Below are 16701 nucleotides of genomic sequence, written 5' to 3'. Positions count from 1 at the left end.
TGACTGTAACGTAACGTTACAGTTTATTCTACCATAGAACGACATTTTTGGAGGGAAATCATGAAACAATTACAGTTATTTTATAAAGAAGAAAGACGCTTCTTTTTCAGTTTATTTCTTTTGATGCTAGTCCAATCCTTCGGCACACTCTTGTTGCCGTATTTTTTGGCAAAAATCATTGATGAAGGGATCTTAAAAGTCGACACGACGGCCATTTGGCACAATGGCTGGTGGATGTTTGCCATTGCCATCGGCACCGTGATCGTCTCGGTAGGCGGTAGTTATTTATCTGCCCACCTTTCAGGAAAATTCGGGCATTTTTTGCGGATGCGCTTTTTCAAAAAAACACAAGAACTCTCTGTATCCGCTGTTGATGGCTATGGTACACCCACTTTGCTGGCACGTACCACCAGCGACATCAACAATATCCAACAAATTTTGATGATGGCGCTGCAAATGATTTTGCCAGCCCCAATGATCGTCGCAGCTTCGATTTTTCTAACCGGCACCGTCTCTTTACGGATGATTTGGGTCCCAATCGTAGCGATCCTATGTTTTTCAATGATCGCTTATGGGGTGATTCGCAAAGCGATCCCATTATCACAAATCACGCAAAAACTAGTCGATAACATGATGCGGATCTTACGAGAAACCTTTACCGGCGCTCGGGTGATTCGGGCATTTGACAAAGCGGCTTACGAAAAAGAACGGACAGATCAAACCTTGACGGAATATGCGAAAACCATGATTAAAGTCAATCGCCTCTTTGCTGTCTTGAATCCGACCGTCAACTTAGTAATGGGACTCTCGATTTCGACCATCCTAGTCTACGGCGGCTATCAAAGTCTTCAGGGCCACCTAGCTATTGGTAGTATTACTGCCATTATCGAATACACGATTTTGAGCCTTTGGTTTTTGACCATGGCAGCGATGGTTATCGTGATGGTGCCTAAAGGCTTGACTTCCTTACAACGAATCGAAGAAGTCTTAGAAGAACCAATTGATTTGATTGACGGTGACCAAACCTTAAACAAATCCGCCTTGTCAGAAACGATCGCCGCTTTCAATCACGTGCAATTTACGTATGAAGGCGCCGAAGAACCTGTCTTAGAAGATATCAGCTTCGAGATCCACCGAGGCAAAACGACAGCGATCGTTGGCGGAACCGGCTCTGGAAAAAGCACCATTGCCAAAGCCTTGCTGCGTTTCAAAGATGTGACTGCTGGTTCGATTACGCTTTTTGGCCGCAACATCAAAGAGATCTCTCAAGCCGAATTACGGGACCAAATTAGTTATGTCCCGCAAAAAGCGCTCTTGCTTAGCGGCACGATTCAAGAAACCCTGCGTTTCGGCAATCGTCCGGCAACCCATGAAGCGATGGCAAAAGCCGCTGAAGTTGCCCAAGCCAAGTCATTTATCGAAGGCTTACCTGAAGGTTATGAAAGTCCAGTTGCTCAAAAAGGCAGCAATTTCTCTGGCGGTCAAAAGCAACGATTGAGTATTGCCCGAGCGCTGACAAAGCCCGCAGAAATCTACTTCTTTGACGACAGCTTTTCTGCTTTGGATTATCAAACAGACGCCAACTTGCGGCGTGCATTGAAAGAATACACGAAAGATGCCGCCGTCATTATCGTGGCTCAACGGGTATCGACCGTCAAAAATGCCGATCAAATCATTGTCTTGGATAACGGCAAAATGGTCGGTAATGGAACCCACGAAGAATTATTACGCACTTGCCAAACTTATCAAGAGTTTGCCTCATCTCAAGGAATGGGAGGAATGAAGGATGAGTAAACAAACAATGGATACACCAAAAAACATGAAACATACAAGCCGGCGCCTACTTCGATTACTAATGGAACAAAAAGCCCGCTTTCTGCTGATCATCGTCTCTGCCTTGTTCTTTTCCTTACTGATGTCCATCGCCCCTTTGATCTTGGGACGTGGACTGGATAATCTGATCGCCTTGTTTCAACAAGAAGGCTGGCAGATCAATGATTTTTGGCAAAGTATTTTAGGTCCAGTCGTCCTTTTAGCGGGAACATGGCTTTTGATCAGTCTCTTTTCCTTGCTACAAGAGTATACGATGGCCAGTGTCAGTGAAACCCTGACCTTGACTTTACGCAAACAAATCAGTGACAAATTCAATCGCCTGCCTATCAGTTTTTACGACAAACATCATACCGGCGATATTTTAAGCCGAGTGATTCTCGATTTAGATAAAGTGTCCGAAGTCTTACAAGTCGGTTTGATGCAGCTGATCACCGCAACCATCAGCATTACCTTCGGCTTGATCGCCATGCTTTATCTCAGCCCATTACTGACGATCGGTGTGGTCCTGATTTTGCTTTTGAGTGCTTTTGTGACCACCGTTCTCGCACGAAAAAACTTGAGCTACTTTACCAAAAACCAAGAAACATTAGGTGCAGTCAGCAGTCGTGCGGAAGAGTTTTATACCGCAAATCCGCTGATCAAATCCTACAACCAGCAAATTGCCGTTGAAGCGGAAATGGCGGAATTGAGCGAAGCTCAATTTAAAGCTTTTCGGAAAGCACAGTTCGTCAGTGCAGCGATCAATCCTTTCGTGCGCTTTATCAATCAAATCGGCTTTATCTTAAGCGCCGTCGTTGGTGGTCTGATGGTGTTGCAAGGGCAATTATCCATTGGTCTTGTACAAGCCTATCTGCAATACATCAACCAAGTGTCTGAACCGATCACGCAAGCTTCTTATATTATGAATACCTTGCAAAGTGCCTTAGCATCTCTCGAACGAATTTTTGAGATCCTTGATTATCCTGAAGAAGAAACAGCGACCCAGCAACTGCCGGTACCGCAAACCATCAAAGGAAAAATCGATTTCCAACACGTCTCCTTTGGCTACAACAAGGAAAAACTCCTGATGGAAAACGTCGAATTTTCCGTCAAACCAAAACAAACGGTGGCGATCGTCGGACCAACAGGTGCTGGAAAAACCACCATGATCAATCTTTTGATGCGCTTTTATCCTTTGAACGGTGGAAAGATTTTGCTGGACGATCAAGACATGATGTCCTTTTCGGCACCGGCAGTCCGGAAAAAATTCGGTATGGTGCTGCAGGATACATGGCTGTTCCAAGGAACCATTGCTGAAAATATCGCATATGGCAATCCCGACGCCACTCGGGAAGACATCTTGGCTGCAGCCAAAGCCGCCCAATGCGACCACTTCGTGCGGACCCTGCCCAACGGTTACGATACCGTCATTGGCTCCGAAAGCGAACTGTCTCAAGGACAACAACAATTATTGACGATCGCCCGGGCGATTTTAGCGGACCCAACGATCCTGATCCTTGATGAAGCCACCTCCAGTGTCGACACTCGGACGGAACAAATGATCCAAACGGCAATGGATCGTTTGACCCAAGGAAGGACCAGTTTTATCATCGCCCATCGTCTTTCTACCATCAAAAACGCTGACTTGATCTTAGTGATGAAAGACGGCTCCGTCGTCGAAAAAGGCTCCCATACTCAATTGCTGGCACAAGATTCCCTTTACGCCCAACTATATAACAGCCAGTTTGCAACAGCTTGATAAAAAAGCCGAAAGGTCCAACGATGTCTATGACGAATCGTTGGACTTTTCGGTTATTTGCTTTTCATCCCTGAGTAGCACAAGTGTTCCTATACAAGAAACACTTGTTACCTACTAAAAACCTTTCCCTTGCCTTGCCAGTATCCATATTCCATAATCAGACGTGAGAGACGATCCACCAAACAGACCATATGGGAGTGTTACGAATGAAAAATTTTCAGATGACGTTTATTACTTCTACTACCACCATTCGTTGGTTGAAACTATTGAATCTTTTGGAACGGCATAAGACCCTTTCGAATCGTGAATTATCAAAAGCTGTCCAGAGTTCGCGGCGCACGATCATTTATGATATGGAGGGGCTACGGAGCTACTTTGGAAGTACGCTAATGATCGAATCCACGTCGAATGGCTATTCTCTTCACGAATTACTACCGAAGGAATATCTTGAACGAAAACGAGCGCTCCTTCAGAATGAACCGTTATTCGTTATTCTTGAGCATCTGTTTAAGGGAGAATATCGGACAGTTTCCGAATGGGCAGACTATTTTTATCTTTCTGAAAGTTCCCTTTTACGCTATTTAACGCTTTTTGAAAAAGCCCTGAGGCCCTTTCAGTTATCTGTTGATCACAAGAATTTCCGTCTGATCGGATCAGAAGCGGATATTCGCAAATTTTTTCATACCTTTTATTATGAGTCAGACGCTACGCCTCATACGGTACGTCCAACGATCGCTGTGCAAAACATCGTCTTAGATTTTTTTCGAAATATACGCGGCAAAACCAATAATACGGCTTCATTTTGGTATATCAGTTATTGGTTGTATATTGTCCTTGAGCGTACTCAAGCAGGAGAAACTGTCATTGTCTCCGATCAATTAAAAAAGATCGTCTTGGCAGATGAGCTCTTCCAAGAAATCCAGCCCCTCAATCAACGACTCCAAACGGCTTTTTCCTTGTCTTTACCGTCAGAGGAGCTGGTCTACCTTTTCGCTCTACTAGCAAGTAACCGTGGGATAAACAACTATCTCAGGGAAATATCATTTGTTAACCGCTTTGACCATTGGCCTGAGCTAAAAGAACTGACTGCCAATTTTTGCCAGTTTCAGCAAATATCCGATCATGATCAGTCCCGAGAGTTTATTTTTCTCCATTCTTTCTTTATAACAGAAAAAATAAAACAGCTGATTTCCCCTACCTATAATCTAAGTATGGAAGAAATTTCCAGTTACGCACAAACGCAATACCCTAAAGAGTATGAGGAAAATACAGAGTTTCTTTTTAGGCAGCCCCTCTTTGAAGCAACCGCTCTGTCAGCAATCAGTGCCCGCTTCACTTTATACTTTGAAGGATTAAAAGAAAAATACTGGGGCAACCCACGCCGAATCGCCTTTCTTTTAGAAGGGGATGCGCATATTTGTCTTCACATCAATGCTTTTGCCGTAAAATATTTTGGTCGATATCATATTTTGCAATTTCCTGATTCCAGTGAGTTTTCTTTGGATTATGTGGAACGAAACAAGATTGATCTAGTCGTGACGAATTACGCAGAGTATTTGGAAGAGTATATTTTAGATGTTGAATGCCTCCTGATAAAATCGATACCAGATGCAGATGATTGGAACAATTTCTTGAAAATCATCAACCCAAAAATCATCCATAATTTTGCGTTGCGAAACATCGAAAAAAGCACCTTTTATAATTGAAAAGACGTGTGCGGCACTTGAACGCCGCACACGTCTTTTCCATTCATTTCTTATTGCCGACTAGTATTCTTTCTTCACTCTGGCACACTACTTAACGACCATTCAATCGTTGCACGGTACCATCCCAACTTGGGATTTGCACCAGCAGGCACTTCCAAGGCGACACTGGTGGCTGCCGTCTCTTGATCACCAAAACGATAGACCCATGTTCCCGTACTCTGACTGTCGCCAGTTAGTAGAGGCTGCGCTTCACCTGGCGTCAAAGTTACACTATCATTCACCGTGGAAAGCTCTGGCATACTGGCATTGGAATTTGCTGAGGTCGTCATAAGCCGTTGATTGGCTAAGCTGATTTGAGCACCGATCAAGGGCTCATTGTCTTCATTTTGGAAGCCCTGCGAATCAAGAGTCGCCGATAAACGCCAACTCGTCTCTTCTGCATCGTTACGCTGATCCGTGATTTGCACATAATTTGGACGTTCCTTAGTTTCGGTTGCCCCTTCGGCAAGATTCATATGCTGAGGCAGTGCGTGATACGTTCCTTTGGCACTGCGGATCGGCACCTGACCAAATCGGAACTGGGAAACAAAATCAAGACTGAGCAACCCTTGGTTCTCAGGAATGACCGACGGATTTTCTGGATTCACTTCTACATCCGGTTCTAATGGATCAACCGGTGGCAGTGGTCCAGTCTGGGCGATTCGCAGGGTAGTTGCAGCGGGAAACACAGCGTCCCGAAAAACAACTTCTGAGGCTGGATTCTGATTGCCGTGTTCGTCATTCGTTGTCGGCGGATTGATCACTCCAGCTTCTTTTGCCGAACCAGCAGAATCTTTCAGAAAGACTTGGATCTCATCCCCCGCTTTTAACTGCCGATCACTTACATCAATCGTAAATGTTCCATCTTCATCGATAACCACCGCCTCTGTATCAAACCAGGCACCATTATGTGCAGCACTTAGCTCAACCTCTTTGTCTTCCGTGTGGCCATGGATCTCAGTTGTTTCTTCAAGAAGTACGTAGGAAGCAAAAGCTGCGGGCGTTGGCGGCAAAATAGGGAAAACCTGCACAGACTCGGTCCGTATTTGATGTTGGGCACCTTCTGTCAGTTCGCCGCTGGTTAATTCGACAGCGACGACTCGGACGATGGTTCCTGCTTCCAAAGGAGCCTCAAGAGGAATCTCAAAAATCCCTCCTTGCGGCTCTTCTCCATAGATACTGATCCCCGGTGTTTCTTCTGTATGTCCGACGGTTTTCGCAGTGACTTCTTCCTTCTCACCATCTGCTGTTTCAATTTCAACGGTCACTTTCGCTTCATCATCCCAAGCAGGGCGAGTGCCATCAAAACCAACAGGCAAGCTGACTCGCCCATGAATTTTTTTGTCCGCATTCGTCGGCACCCGTAACTCATCGACGATCGCCCAACGCGCATTGTTTGAACTTACGCGAGAGTACGCTGTCAGTCCCTGATTGCCAAATGTCTCCGTATTCAATATCTCTGGCTTATTCGTCAAACCTAACGTGCCAAAATCAGCTCCTGAAAAAGCAAAATCGAGGGTTGGGAAATTTAGATCGGGATCTCCTAAGAGATTTGACCCGTTTTTCCAAACAGCTAAGTCACTATTCGTCGCTGTTAAAGTTGAAAGATTAGAAACACTAAAGATGTTTCCTCCATCAAGCCGCTCATTACGAAAATCAAAAAAGACTGGATCGTTCAAGAAGACAGATAGTTTACCTGAACGAAACACGCCACCATTCGGGGTACTTGTCCGCCCTTCCACTTGGAAATATCCTTGTTCAACGTAGATCGTTGAATTGAAGTAGGTATGCATGTCAATCCCCGGACCACTATCTGCTACACACATAAATTTACTATCGACACCTACGATTGAAAAATTATTCTCTGTCCCGTTATCATGGATGCCTCTCGCATAAAAAATTCCTTGATTTCCTCCAGCGACATTCCCATCATGCGCGCTGCCGTTTCCCGGATTATAAAGGTCAACGATGCCGCCTTCTGTGATCTCAAAAGAATTTCCTCCACTAGGAATTCGGATCAAGGGTGCGCTCCCCCCTATTTTACGAACTTTTACTATTCCACCATCCGTTACATGAAAGGTCACCAAACCAAAGTATAAAAATCGAATCACTGCATGGTCCCCGTCAGCCTCATGGCTGCTAGCTATTAATTGTCCATTGCTTTTAACTTTAAAAGTAAAGTTCAGACTAGTGATATTGATCGCACTAGCAGTGATGCTTTCGACCTCTAAGACTGCTGATTCACTTAAAGTAAGAGCCCCAGCTTCTGCCGCATTCGACGGTGTCGATAAAACAAAGGATGCTGCTCCTTCTGCCGCTGCAATCTCACTGAAAATCCGTACATGTGTCTCTTCGCCACTAATGGTGACGTCGGCATTTTTTCCGTTGACCCGTAAAGCATTCGCATTTTCGGCGGTCAAGCGTACTTTTGAACCGTTCTGGATCGTCAACTTAGGATTCTCACCAGTCAGAAATACGCCGCGCCTTCTTTGTGTCGTTTCAATCTGCAATAAGGCAGCATCCCCCACAACCATTGTTGGATCCGCCCCCTTCATAAATAGTGCAATATTTTGTTCCTCCGACATTGCTGTGGCTGCTCCCTGACTTTCTACAATGAGCGTACCACCATCAAAAAGATAAAAATTGCTGTTGTCTCCTACTAGTTCGATCGCATTGGCATCTGCCGCCGTCTCATTGTTCACCCGTACTTGTGTTTCATCTCCTGCGATCGTAGCAGAAGGAAAGAAACCATTTAAGAGGATGGCGCTCGCATTCATTGTGTTTATCGTTACGTTTGCACCAGATTGGATCGTCAATTCTGGCTGCTCTCCAGTCAGAACAAGCCCGCGTTTTCTTTCTGTAACCTCGATTGAAAAAACTGAATTCTCTGCTGCGATAAAGCGAGGATTTCTCCCAGACAGAATAACGGCATTATTATTACCATTGGTCGGAGCAGCAGTCGTTCCTGGACTGCGAATAGTTAAACGAGCACCATGATTGAGTTCCATTTGACCATTATCGCCACGTAAATCGATTGTATTCGCATCCCCTAGTCGCGTAGTAATGCTCACTTGCGCACCCTCATCGATCAACAACCTAGGATCTTGAATATCTGGTGCTGTATAAAAAATCCACATATTCGGCTTATTAATAATCACTTGCGCTTGATTTCCGACCTCCACTTCTTTCAGATTGAACAAGGTATCGGAAGCCATCGTCATTGCCTCGAAGCGATTGATCCCACCAGTAAAGTGAACCTTCGCTTCTCGTGCTAAAATAAAAGGTGACCGATTCTCCGAGGCTTCTTCTACTTCCTCTAGTTCAACGACCCAGTTTTTACTCAACGCATTGGTGGTCTGGATCAAAGCGGTATTGCCTATTTTTTGGTATGTGAGATTTTCGATACGAAAAATCGTTTCTTCGTTAACGGTTAATAATTGAAAATAAGCACTATTGTTATTGAGGGTCAATGCATGACCATTTCCTTGAATCATTATCGGACGATCGATGGTCATTATGCTGGAAGTAGATTGGACAAGGTCCGCTTGTAAGGAAAGAATGGATACGGCTGGATCTTGTAAAGCACTAATAAACTCCGCCATGGTCGTTACGTAAGCTGTGCCACCATCAAAGGCGCTTGGTACGATCTCACTAGCCGCCTGTACCGCTGACTCCTCCTGCGGACGCTCAATGTCTGCTACTTTTTCAGCAGGATCACTATCCGTTTCTTGCGATTCTAAGGACTCATTTTCCAAGTCTTTCGGTGTTTCCTCAGTGTCTGTCTCTGCAGCAGCTATTTCAACGATCGCTTCGCTCCCTGCACTGGCTATAACAAAACTTCCAGGAAGTTCGGCAACGATCAAAACAGAAAATGTCTGCCGTGCTTGACTTGCTTTGATCTGCCAGCCTTGATCGCTTTGTTTTACTGCTGTTTGTCCGGGTGCCAATACATCAGTCATCAGCTTGACTTCTGCTGGTAATTCTAGGAAGATTTCTGCCACCGCTTGGTCGCTGACCAAATCGATCGTAAGCGGTTGACCTACCGTACCAGCAAATTTAGGCTCTTTGAACTGCACCGTCCCTTCAGGCTCAGATGTTCCTGTGGCAAACTCCCCCAGAACTCCCTCATCCGCTAGCGGTTGTGCGAGGTATGGCGGCTCGGTTTCAGCAAAAACAACGATGAGCGGGACACTCATCAAGCGTAATCCCATAAAAACAAGCAGCAAGCGAATCCAATATTTCAAGTTTTGCTTTTTCATTCCATGCTCTCCTTTACTTCTTACGTATCCATGGTCGGCTTTTTGTTCTTCCATAACAGCCAAATGATTATTCCAATAAGGAAGATCACTAGTCCTAATGCGCTGATCAACCACCAGTTTTGCCCCTCTTCAATGGTGACATCCTCACGATTCAACTGTCGTGCTGTGTCTGCTTCCACAGTAAACGGATATTCCCATGTCCACTCCTCACCTTCAGCTCGAGCTGTTAAGCTCATTACATATTCTCCGCTGTAAAAACGATCCCCCTGTAATGAAACGGGAAAATGAAAATGTGAATTTGGCGCCATTTGCATCCCTTCACGCTGCGCCTCATATAAGACTTCTTCCTGATCCGCTCGTCGAACAGTTGCCTCTACCTCTAGTCGATTGACAAAACGCGGCAACGGATTTTGTAGCGTTGCCCGAAACGCATTGCGATAATTGACTTGACCGGCAAACACATCCAATAACGCAAGCTCTGGTTCAATAATAGACGCTTCATTGCGGACAACAACGCCTAGGATATAAGCAAACCGATTTTGGATCGCAACACCTTCTTCCTCTGATCCAGTCGCTTCTGCGATGACCTCTCGAATACGTAAACCGCCGACTAGACTACCAGTAAAGGCTTCTTCAGGCATATGTATGGGTAACTCGATCGTCTTTTTTTCCTTAGCTGACAAAATAATCTCTCCAGGTGATTCGATTAGATCAGCTATCGAATAAGGCAAAGTCGGATCAGGTTCTGCGGCATCTTTGCCATATTCCACGACGCCATTTCCGTTAGTGAACGCCGTATGTGCGGAAACTTCGATCGTGATTTCCTTTTCCGCGCGATTTTGAATCGTCACCCCCAGAACATCATCGGTCCCTGGTGCTAGTTCTAGATCAAAATAGCCACTATTCCCATCTGGCAATTGGCTTTTCGGCAAATTGGGGACCACATGAAATGGCAATTCTGATTGTGTTTCTGCCCAACCTGTCATCGGCAATCCAACGAGTACCATCACCAGTAAAACAAACCCAGCTACTAGCCTATTCTTGATTGATCTCTTGCTTTGTGTCTTCATAATGAATCATTCCTTTCAAAATAGGCAGGAACAACTCGTCTCCTGCCTATTCCCTATATCCCTTACTCACTTCCTGATTCGTTTTTCCCTAATCGCAACACGCGTATCATTCGCTATCGCGCTTACTGGTAAAATGATTCGTTAAAATCATGTGCCTTTATTCATGCTTCTGAGCCAAGCTAAAAGACTGGCTTCTTTGCTGTGTTCTTCCAAAAAACTTATCCCTTAATTCCCAGGAGTGGCACTTAAATGCCAAGTCAGAGTAGCCGTATAAGCGGTTGATTGCGGATTCGCTCCTGTCGGTATATGGAGCCAAATCGCTTCATTGAGAATATCCTCTTCCCCAGCTGCATGCTGTTGATTTAGCAGGGTTTGATTGCCCCATTGAACCGTTGAAATTCCCGCCCCTTGGCCAGGAGCCGCAGACATCAAGGTGTTGCCTTCCGTTCCAACATCGATGGTTTGATGGTTAAATTGATCGCTAGGTGCTGTTGGGAAAGTAGCCGAATCTAATGCATTCGAACGAATCTGTGGATTTTGAAATTCGATATAAGCCCCACGTAATACATGATTCGAAGTGGCATCTGTACTTGTAAATTGATCCAAATCGACATTTAACGTCCAGCCGTTGTGTCCACCACGGGTATCCAATACTTGAGCAAAAGAGACATATGGCGCGGTTCCTGACCCATCAGACAGTCGTTCCAGCTCCGCAAGCATTGCGGATTTTCCAGGGCCTGTGCTGATCACTTGGGTTCCAAAATCGAAGCGCTTTGGCACATGCACCAAAGTGAACGGACCGGTTACCTCTGGATCGATCGGATCAATTTCTACCTCTGGCTCTTTTTCAGGTAACTCAACATCGATCTCTTCCTCCTCCCCAGGGATGAAATCTACTTCATTTTCGGTATTTCCTTCCAGGATGGGGGTTGCTGCTGCGGTCACTCCCCCAGATAACACAGCGATACTCATGACACCGATTGTTGCTAAATAAATACGTTTCATAAAAAATTACTCCTTTTACTATTATTATTCGCAGAAAGAATCTACGATGATTACTATTGATTGATGCGTAAACCTTTTTTCGCTAGAACTGGTTGCCAGTTGGCTTACTAATCCTCTCACTTCTTCAAAAACCACAACAGTCGTTTCCTAAAACAAGCGTGCGACCGTATTGCCTAAAGGCTATTTTTCTCACGATCTGATCGTCGTGTGCTTAATTTCAAGTAAGCGACCACACTCAAGAGGACGAGCAGCAGACCTATCCAGCGAATAAGCAGTCGTTGGTGACTGTTCGTTTGCGGAAAACGATCATTTTTTGCGTGACCAGATGAATCATCTTCAGGTACTGGCCATTTTCCTGTCGGCGGTTTTGGCTCTGGCTTTGCAGGTTCCTGACCACCAACAAAACGGATGACCCCTTCTGTTCTAGCGGTGGACACTTCTTTGGCTTCTACGAAATCAGCGACTAGCAGACAACTTAAAACCAACATCGCTACAATGAAATACCTCAATTTATGAAGCGGCATGTATTCCCCCTCATTTTCCTTTCGCCCCTTTTTCTCTTTCAAAAAACATACTTCAGACACAGACGAAGTCCTCCAATTCTTCATTTAAGATGGAGACAACCATTTTAATCGCTTCTTTATACCCAATGTATTTAGGCAAAAAAAATACCTGCGGTTGCTTTTCTATGGAGTAATCAAATGGAATGATATTGGTGATCAAAATATCACAGTCAAGCTGGGTGATCTGTTCCGATGTTAATTGTTCTTCATAGAGCACAGCCATTCGACCACTAAAATGATGTTCAAAAATACTATAGACCCATTCATCGATCACATAATTATTGGCAAGCAACACCACGATTTTTTGTGAAACCCGGATCAATTGATTGCCAAAAAGATAGAGAACGAAGGAACAACAAAAGTCCCTCAAAAATTGATTTTTGAAACATTGCGGAATCTCATTCACTTCCATAAACCTAATCAAAGGCTCATAAAGATCAAAAGGCAAAGAAAACACAAATTGATTCGTACTATCCGGATTTTTTAGGTAGATAGGTGCTAAGCCAACTTTTGCATATTGCCGGACTAAAAAATCTTCCACGACCTGTTGAATTCCACAAGGCTCGTCAAGGTAAGTATTGTGCTGTTCAAAAAAAGCAACAAAGAGTTCAACGAATCGCTTACTCGTTTTTGAAAAGGTATTGAGAGGAATCCTCGTTTTCCCTCGAAGCGCCCACTGCGCATAAAGCATTAAGTAAATAAAGCACGATTCCTGAACGAGCCGTTTTTTCGCAATGGGTTGGAGACTGCTGCTTTCTTGAAGTGTTTCACTGATCGTCAAAAAAAGCGGATCTTGCTGGATCAATGCTAGGATCTCAGGATCAAATATCAAGGTTCCAAAAGTGGCACGCTGAACAGACAAACGAATAATATTGATGACCTTTTTTCTTGAAACGATCCCCACGTTTTGCTCAATTCTTCTTAAAAGCGTTTCTTGAAGCTGATGTTCAATGACCGGCAACTCAAAATAGTGCGTTTCGCAATAAAAATCCCAGAAGAACTTTCGCTGATTGATCTCTTCTCCCATCAGCCCAATCGGTGCTTTGGTTACCACCAAACCGTATTCATCAAGAATCAGCTGTAATTTTTTTATGAGTCGATTTGCCGTTGATTCTGAAATATGCATGGCTCGAATCCAAGCTAAAAAAGGAAACGTTTGTCCCGCATAAAAAGCTTGTACTAATAAAATAAGTGGTTCTCGCTCATAGAAGGAGCGTCGTTTTTTATAGTATTCACCATGATCATTGATTACCAACTTCATCCCGTGATGGGTCCCTTCAAGAGAGATCGCATCACCAAAAAATGTGCGTAGTGCTTTTAAGTCCGTTAAGATCGTCCGCCGAGAAATACTCGCTTTTTCTGAGAGCTGTTTGACACTCAAAATCTGTTCGTTTTCCATGTACGCCAATAGTATAAGGCTTCTTCGATTCACTGAGTTCGTTACCAATTGGAATGTAAGACTGTTCACGGGCGTAATCTCCTTTAGCAAATTTCCTATAAATTTTCCATCAAATCGTAGGTCCCTCCTTTAGTGCTGCCTTCGAATCGTTGCAATGTTTCTTGTTTGATTCTAACAAAATTACCACCTATTTTTTATCCAGCATTTGCACACGAGGGTGCAAAAATATTGACTTTCCGCAAAGAATCATTTGTTCTGCGGGCTCTCAATGGTAAATATTAGATGTTATTTTAAATAATTCAGACACGTTTTTGTTTATTGTTTCTCTTTTATAAATTGCTAGCTGTACTCACCAATAAGCCGCAGCTTTTTTAGTAACAGCGCCGATTTCAACTGCCTAAAGCACAAAAAAACAGCTAGACACTTGTCTAGCTGACTTTATAGAATTATAAGTTAGAGCTAACTCCTATTTCCTTTTCAGTACGCTTGTAAACACACCGCCTACCATGATTGCGCCTAGAATCACCAGCCATGCAGCTCGTTGCTCATTCGTTTTAGGAAGAGCCTTTGCTTTTTCTTGACTGGAAGATTTCGTGGTTTCGCTACTAGCACTTGTTTCAGTAGACTGGCTCTCATGGGGATTTACTAGCGTGGCACCGTCATGGTTTGTGGTCGTTGTACTTGGTTCTGCTATACTTGGCTCGGTCGTACTTGGTTCTGGGGTACTTGGCTCCGTTGTACTTGGTTCCGTTGTGCTTGGTTCTGTTGTGCTCGGTTCTGTTGTGCTTGGTTCCGTGGTACTCGGCTCCGTTGTACTTGGTTCCGTTGTACTTGATTCGGTAATGCTTGGTTCTGTGGTACTTGGCTCCGTTGTACTTGGTTCGGTTGTGCTCGGTTCTGTTGTGCTTGGGTCCGTGGTACCCGGCTCCGTCGTACTTGGTTCCGTTGTACTTGGTTCGGTTGTGCTTGGTTCGGTTGTGCTTGGTTCTGTGGTACTTGGCTCCGTTGTGCTTGGTTCCGTTGTACTTGGTTCTGTTGTGCTTGGCTCCGTTGTACTTGGTTCGGTTGTACTTGGTTCCGTGGTACTTGGCTCGGTTGTACTTGGCTCCGTCGTACTTGGTTCCGTTGTACTTGGTTCCGTTGTACTTGGTTCGGTTTCTTTTTTTGTATTGGTGATTACAAGGGTATCTCCCTCAGTCGTCACACTGCTTTCGAAGCCGTCGGGGATATTGACTTCTTCAACCTGATACACGAAGTCTTCCCCTTGATTGTTGTATTTTGGTAAGTCTGCCATTTGACCAGCAACGGGTATCTTTGTTAATGATGCTTGAAAATCATTGGCTTTTTCAAGGGTCAAACGGTCTGACTGCTGCCAACTGTCTGCTGCCGTAGTGGTGGTTCTTTTGACTTGATAATCGATTTGGTCTGGAATCTCAGCTGCTGAGACATTGACCCACTTTTTGAGAACAGCAAGGGAAACATTGGGTGCCTTGATGGAAGGTATCGGAAAATCCAACGCTTCATCATCACTTGCTGGTGTTAAGGTCGTACGGCCATTGCACAACACCCACGCCTCTCCTTTAAAATCTGGGGCTTCCGTATTCAAGCGAACTTGGTAGGTCAAGGTCAATTTTTCATTTTCACCTAAGGCTATCCCACTGACGGTAATAGTCTGATCCTTTTCAGAAACGGTTACTCCAGTTGCAACTTCCGGCGCCTCGACCCACTCTCCTTGCGCATTTTTGCGCCATCCGACTAACTGATACTGATCAGCATCAAAATTACCTGCCCCTTGCAAAAGAATGCCCTCTCCCATCGGATCTGTAATCGTCCCGTCAGGGATGGTTTTATCGATATGATTGGCGATTTCTGTCAATGCTGAACCCAATCCGCTCAGGTTTTCATCCGTTGTTAAGTAATTGCTCGGTGCAGACGCCAGATTGCGCCCAATGTATTCCCCTCGTGCGGAAGGCGCCGTTGCTACCGAATAATAGGTAAAACCAGATTTTTTAAGCGCGACGATCGTGCCAAGGGTCTCGTCTGTCACCACAGTGTTGCTAACAGGAATGGCTTGCGAATCTGATGGATTTTTACTTGTCGTATGGTAAGCAGTGGCTGACGTTTGAAATTCTTCAATATAGCTTTCCGTGTGATAACCGTTATAGTCACTGATTGCGCCGGTATTTTGATAAACCGCTGCCTCATCTACTGGCAAATAACTACGATTGGCACTGTCGTCACCGATATGAATAAACAGCTTTTCCGCTTCTGGACGACTTTCTTCCAGTAACAGTTGTTGTCCAGCCAATAAGCCTTTTTGCATAAAAGTTCCAGAATGGGATTCGGCCGTCTCACGCAGAAATTGTTCCAAGTACGCGATATCGGTAGAAAAACCGTTGGTAGTGTAAACTTCTCGATTGTAGGCAACGATCCCGATCCGAATGGAGCCATTCGCTAGCGAATCAGCTAATTCATTTCCAAACTGTTGCAGCCCCAACAAGGCGTTGGTTAATTTTTCTCCAGTCATGGAGGAAGAATAATCGATCACCATGACCAGATCAACAGGGGTACTGGTCTGATTGCCTTTGACAGCTAACGTTACATCAAATAGTCCTTGGCCCGCAGCTTCTTTGACACTCTTTTTCAGATAAGCTTCATCTGCATAATTGACATAGTTCTCTTCATCAAAAGCAACCCCCGGCGCCTGTCCATACTTGTAGTTGTACGTATCTCCTTGCGCCGTTCCATTTGTCAAATACTGTCCGGTCGCATCAGTTTGATAGTCAAAATCATACGTGGTGGTTTCACTGTTTACAGTCAGACTGCCCATGAGAACCCCCATCAACAACAGGAAAAAAATCCCTGTATACTTTTGCCAACCTCTTTTGTGTTTCATCACTTTCGCTCCTTTATTTCCGCACTGCTTTCCTCAGCAGACCATGAATGCTGAGAAAAGCGAGTCTTTGTCAGAAAACAGTATAGAAGGTTTTGCTGCGAAAAGGAGACAAAAAATTGCTGATTTCATTTACAAAAAAATCACGTTTTTTGTGCTATCATAAGAGAATCGAGTACATAGAGAAACCTTTAGA

9 protein-coding genes are annotated in these 16701 nt (G+C 44.5%); 3 read left to right on the top strand and 6 right to left on the bottom strand.

Going from position 1 to position 16701, the window contains the following annotated elements:
* The first annotated feature begins 60 nt into the window (after positions 1-60).
* The 3 genes from IGJ26_RS03040 to IGJ26_RS03030 all read left to right on the top strand — a co-directional run bounded on the left by IGJ26_RS03040 (position 61) and on the right by IGJ26_RS03030 (position 5277).
* On the top strand, positions 61-1794 hold the full coding sequence (locus tag IGJ26_RS03040) for an ABC transporter ATP-binding protein (protein ID WP_005231995.1): 1734 nt from the start codon (positions 61-63) through the stop codon (positions 1792-1794).
* Positions 1787-3571: an ABC transporter ATP-binding protein gene (locus IGJ26_RS03035; RefSeq protein ID WP_005231996.1), complete on the top strand. Its 1785-nt coding sequence runs from the start codon at positions 1787-1789 to the stop codon at positions 3569-3571. The genes IGJ26_RS03040 and IGJ26_RS03035 overlap by 8 nt, the downstream gene beginning before the upstream one ends.
* Positions 3572-3777: 206 nt before the next feature.
* Positions 3778-5277: a helix-turn-helix domain-containing protein gene (locus IGJ26_RS03030; protein ID WP_194187952.1), complete on the top strand. Its 1500-nt coding sequence runs from the start codon at positions 3778-3780 to the stop codon at positions 5275-5277.
* Between the two features lie 74 nt (positions 5278-5351).
* Here IGJ26_RS03030 and IGJ26_RS03025 read toward each other — a convergent pair whose 3' ends face one another.
* The 6 genes from IGJ26_RS03025 to IGJ26_RS03000 all read right to left on the bottom strand — a co-directional run bounded on the left by IGJ26_RS03025 (position 5352) and on the right by IGJ26_RS03000 (position 16508).
* A complete protein-coding gene (locus IGJ26_RS03025) occupies positions 5352-9575 on the bottom strand; it encodes a WxL domain-containing protein (RefSeq protein ID WP_228100638.1) in 4224 nt (1407 codons plus the stop codon).
* Between the two features lie 20 nt (positions 9576-9595).
* Positions 9596-10645, bottom strand: a complete 1050-nt coding sequence (locus IGJ26_RS03020) for a WxL protein host-binding domain-containing protein (RefSeq protein WP_016619932.1) — start codon at positions 10643-10645, stop codon at positions 9596-9598.
* 225 nt (positions 10646-10870) lie between these two features.
* On the bottom strand, positions 10871-11650 hold the full coding sequence (locus IGJ26_RS03015) for a WxL domain-containing protein (protein ID WP_194187951.1): 780 nt from the start codon (positions 11648-11650) through the stop codon (positions 10871-10873).
* Positions 11651-11823: 173 nt separating this feature from the next.
* Positions 11824-12174 (bottom strand): cell wall protein, encoded by a 351-nt coding sequence (locus IGJ26_RS03010; RefSeq protein ID WP_228100637.1) that lies wholly within the window; start codon positions 12172-12174, stop codon positions 11824-11826.
* Positions 12175-12226: 52 nt separating this feature from the next.
* On the bottom strand, positions 12227-13681 hold the full coding sequence (locus tag IGJ26_RS03005; protein WP_086299129.1) for a helix-turn-helix domain containing protein: 1455 nt from the start codon (positions 13679-13681) through the stop codon (positions 12227-12229).
* A 397-nt stretch (positions 13682-14078) separates the two neighbouring features.
* Complete coding sequence (locus IGJ26_RS03000) at positions 14079-16508, bottom strand: VWA domain-containing protein (protein ID WP_194187949.1); 2430 nt, start codon at positions 16506-16508, stop codon at positions 14079-14081.
* Positions 16509-16701 lie beyond the last annotated feature (193 nt).

This window comes from Enterococcus sp. AZ095a (genome assembly GCF_050546735.1).
GTDB classification, from domain to species: domain Bacteria; phylum Bacillota; class Bacilli; order Lactobacillales; family Enterococcaceae; genus Enterococcus_D; species Enterococcus_D entomosocium.
The sequence above is the reverse complement of the archived record's forward strand: the minus strand, read 5'-3'. Positions and strand labels throughout refer to the sequence as shown.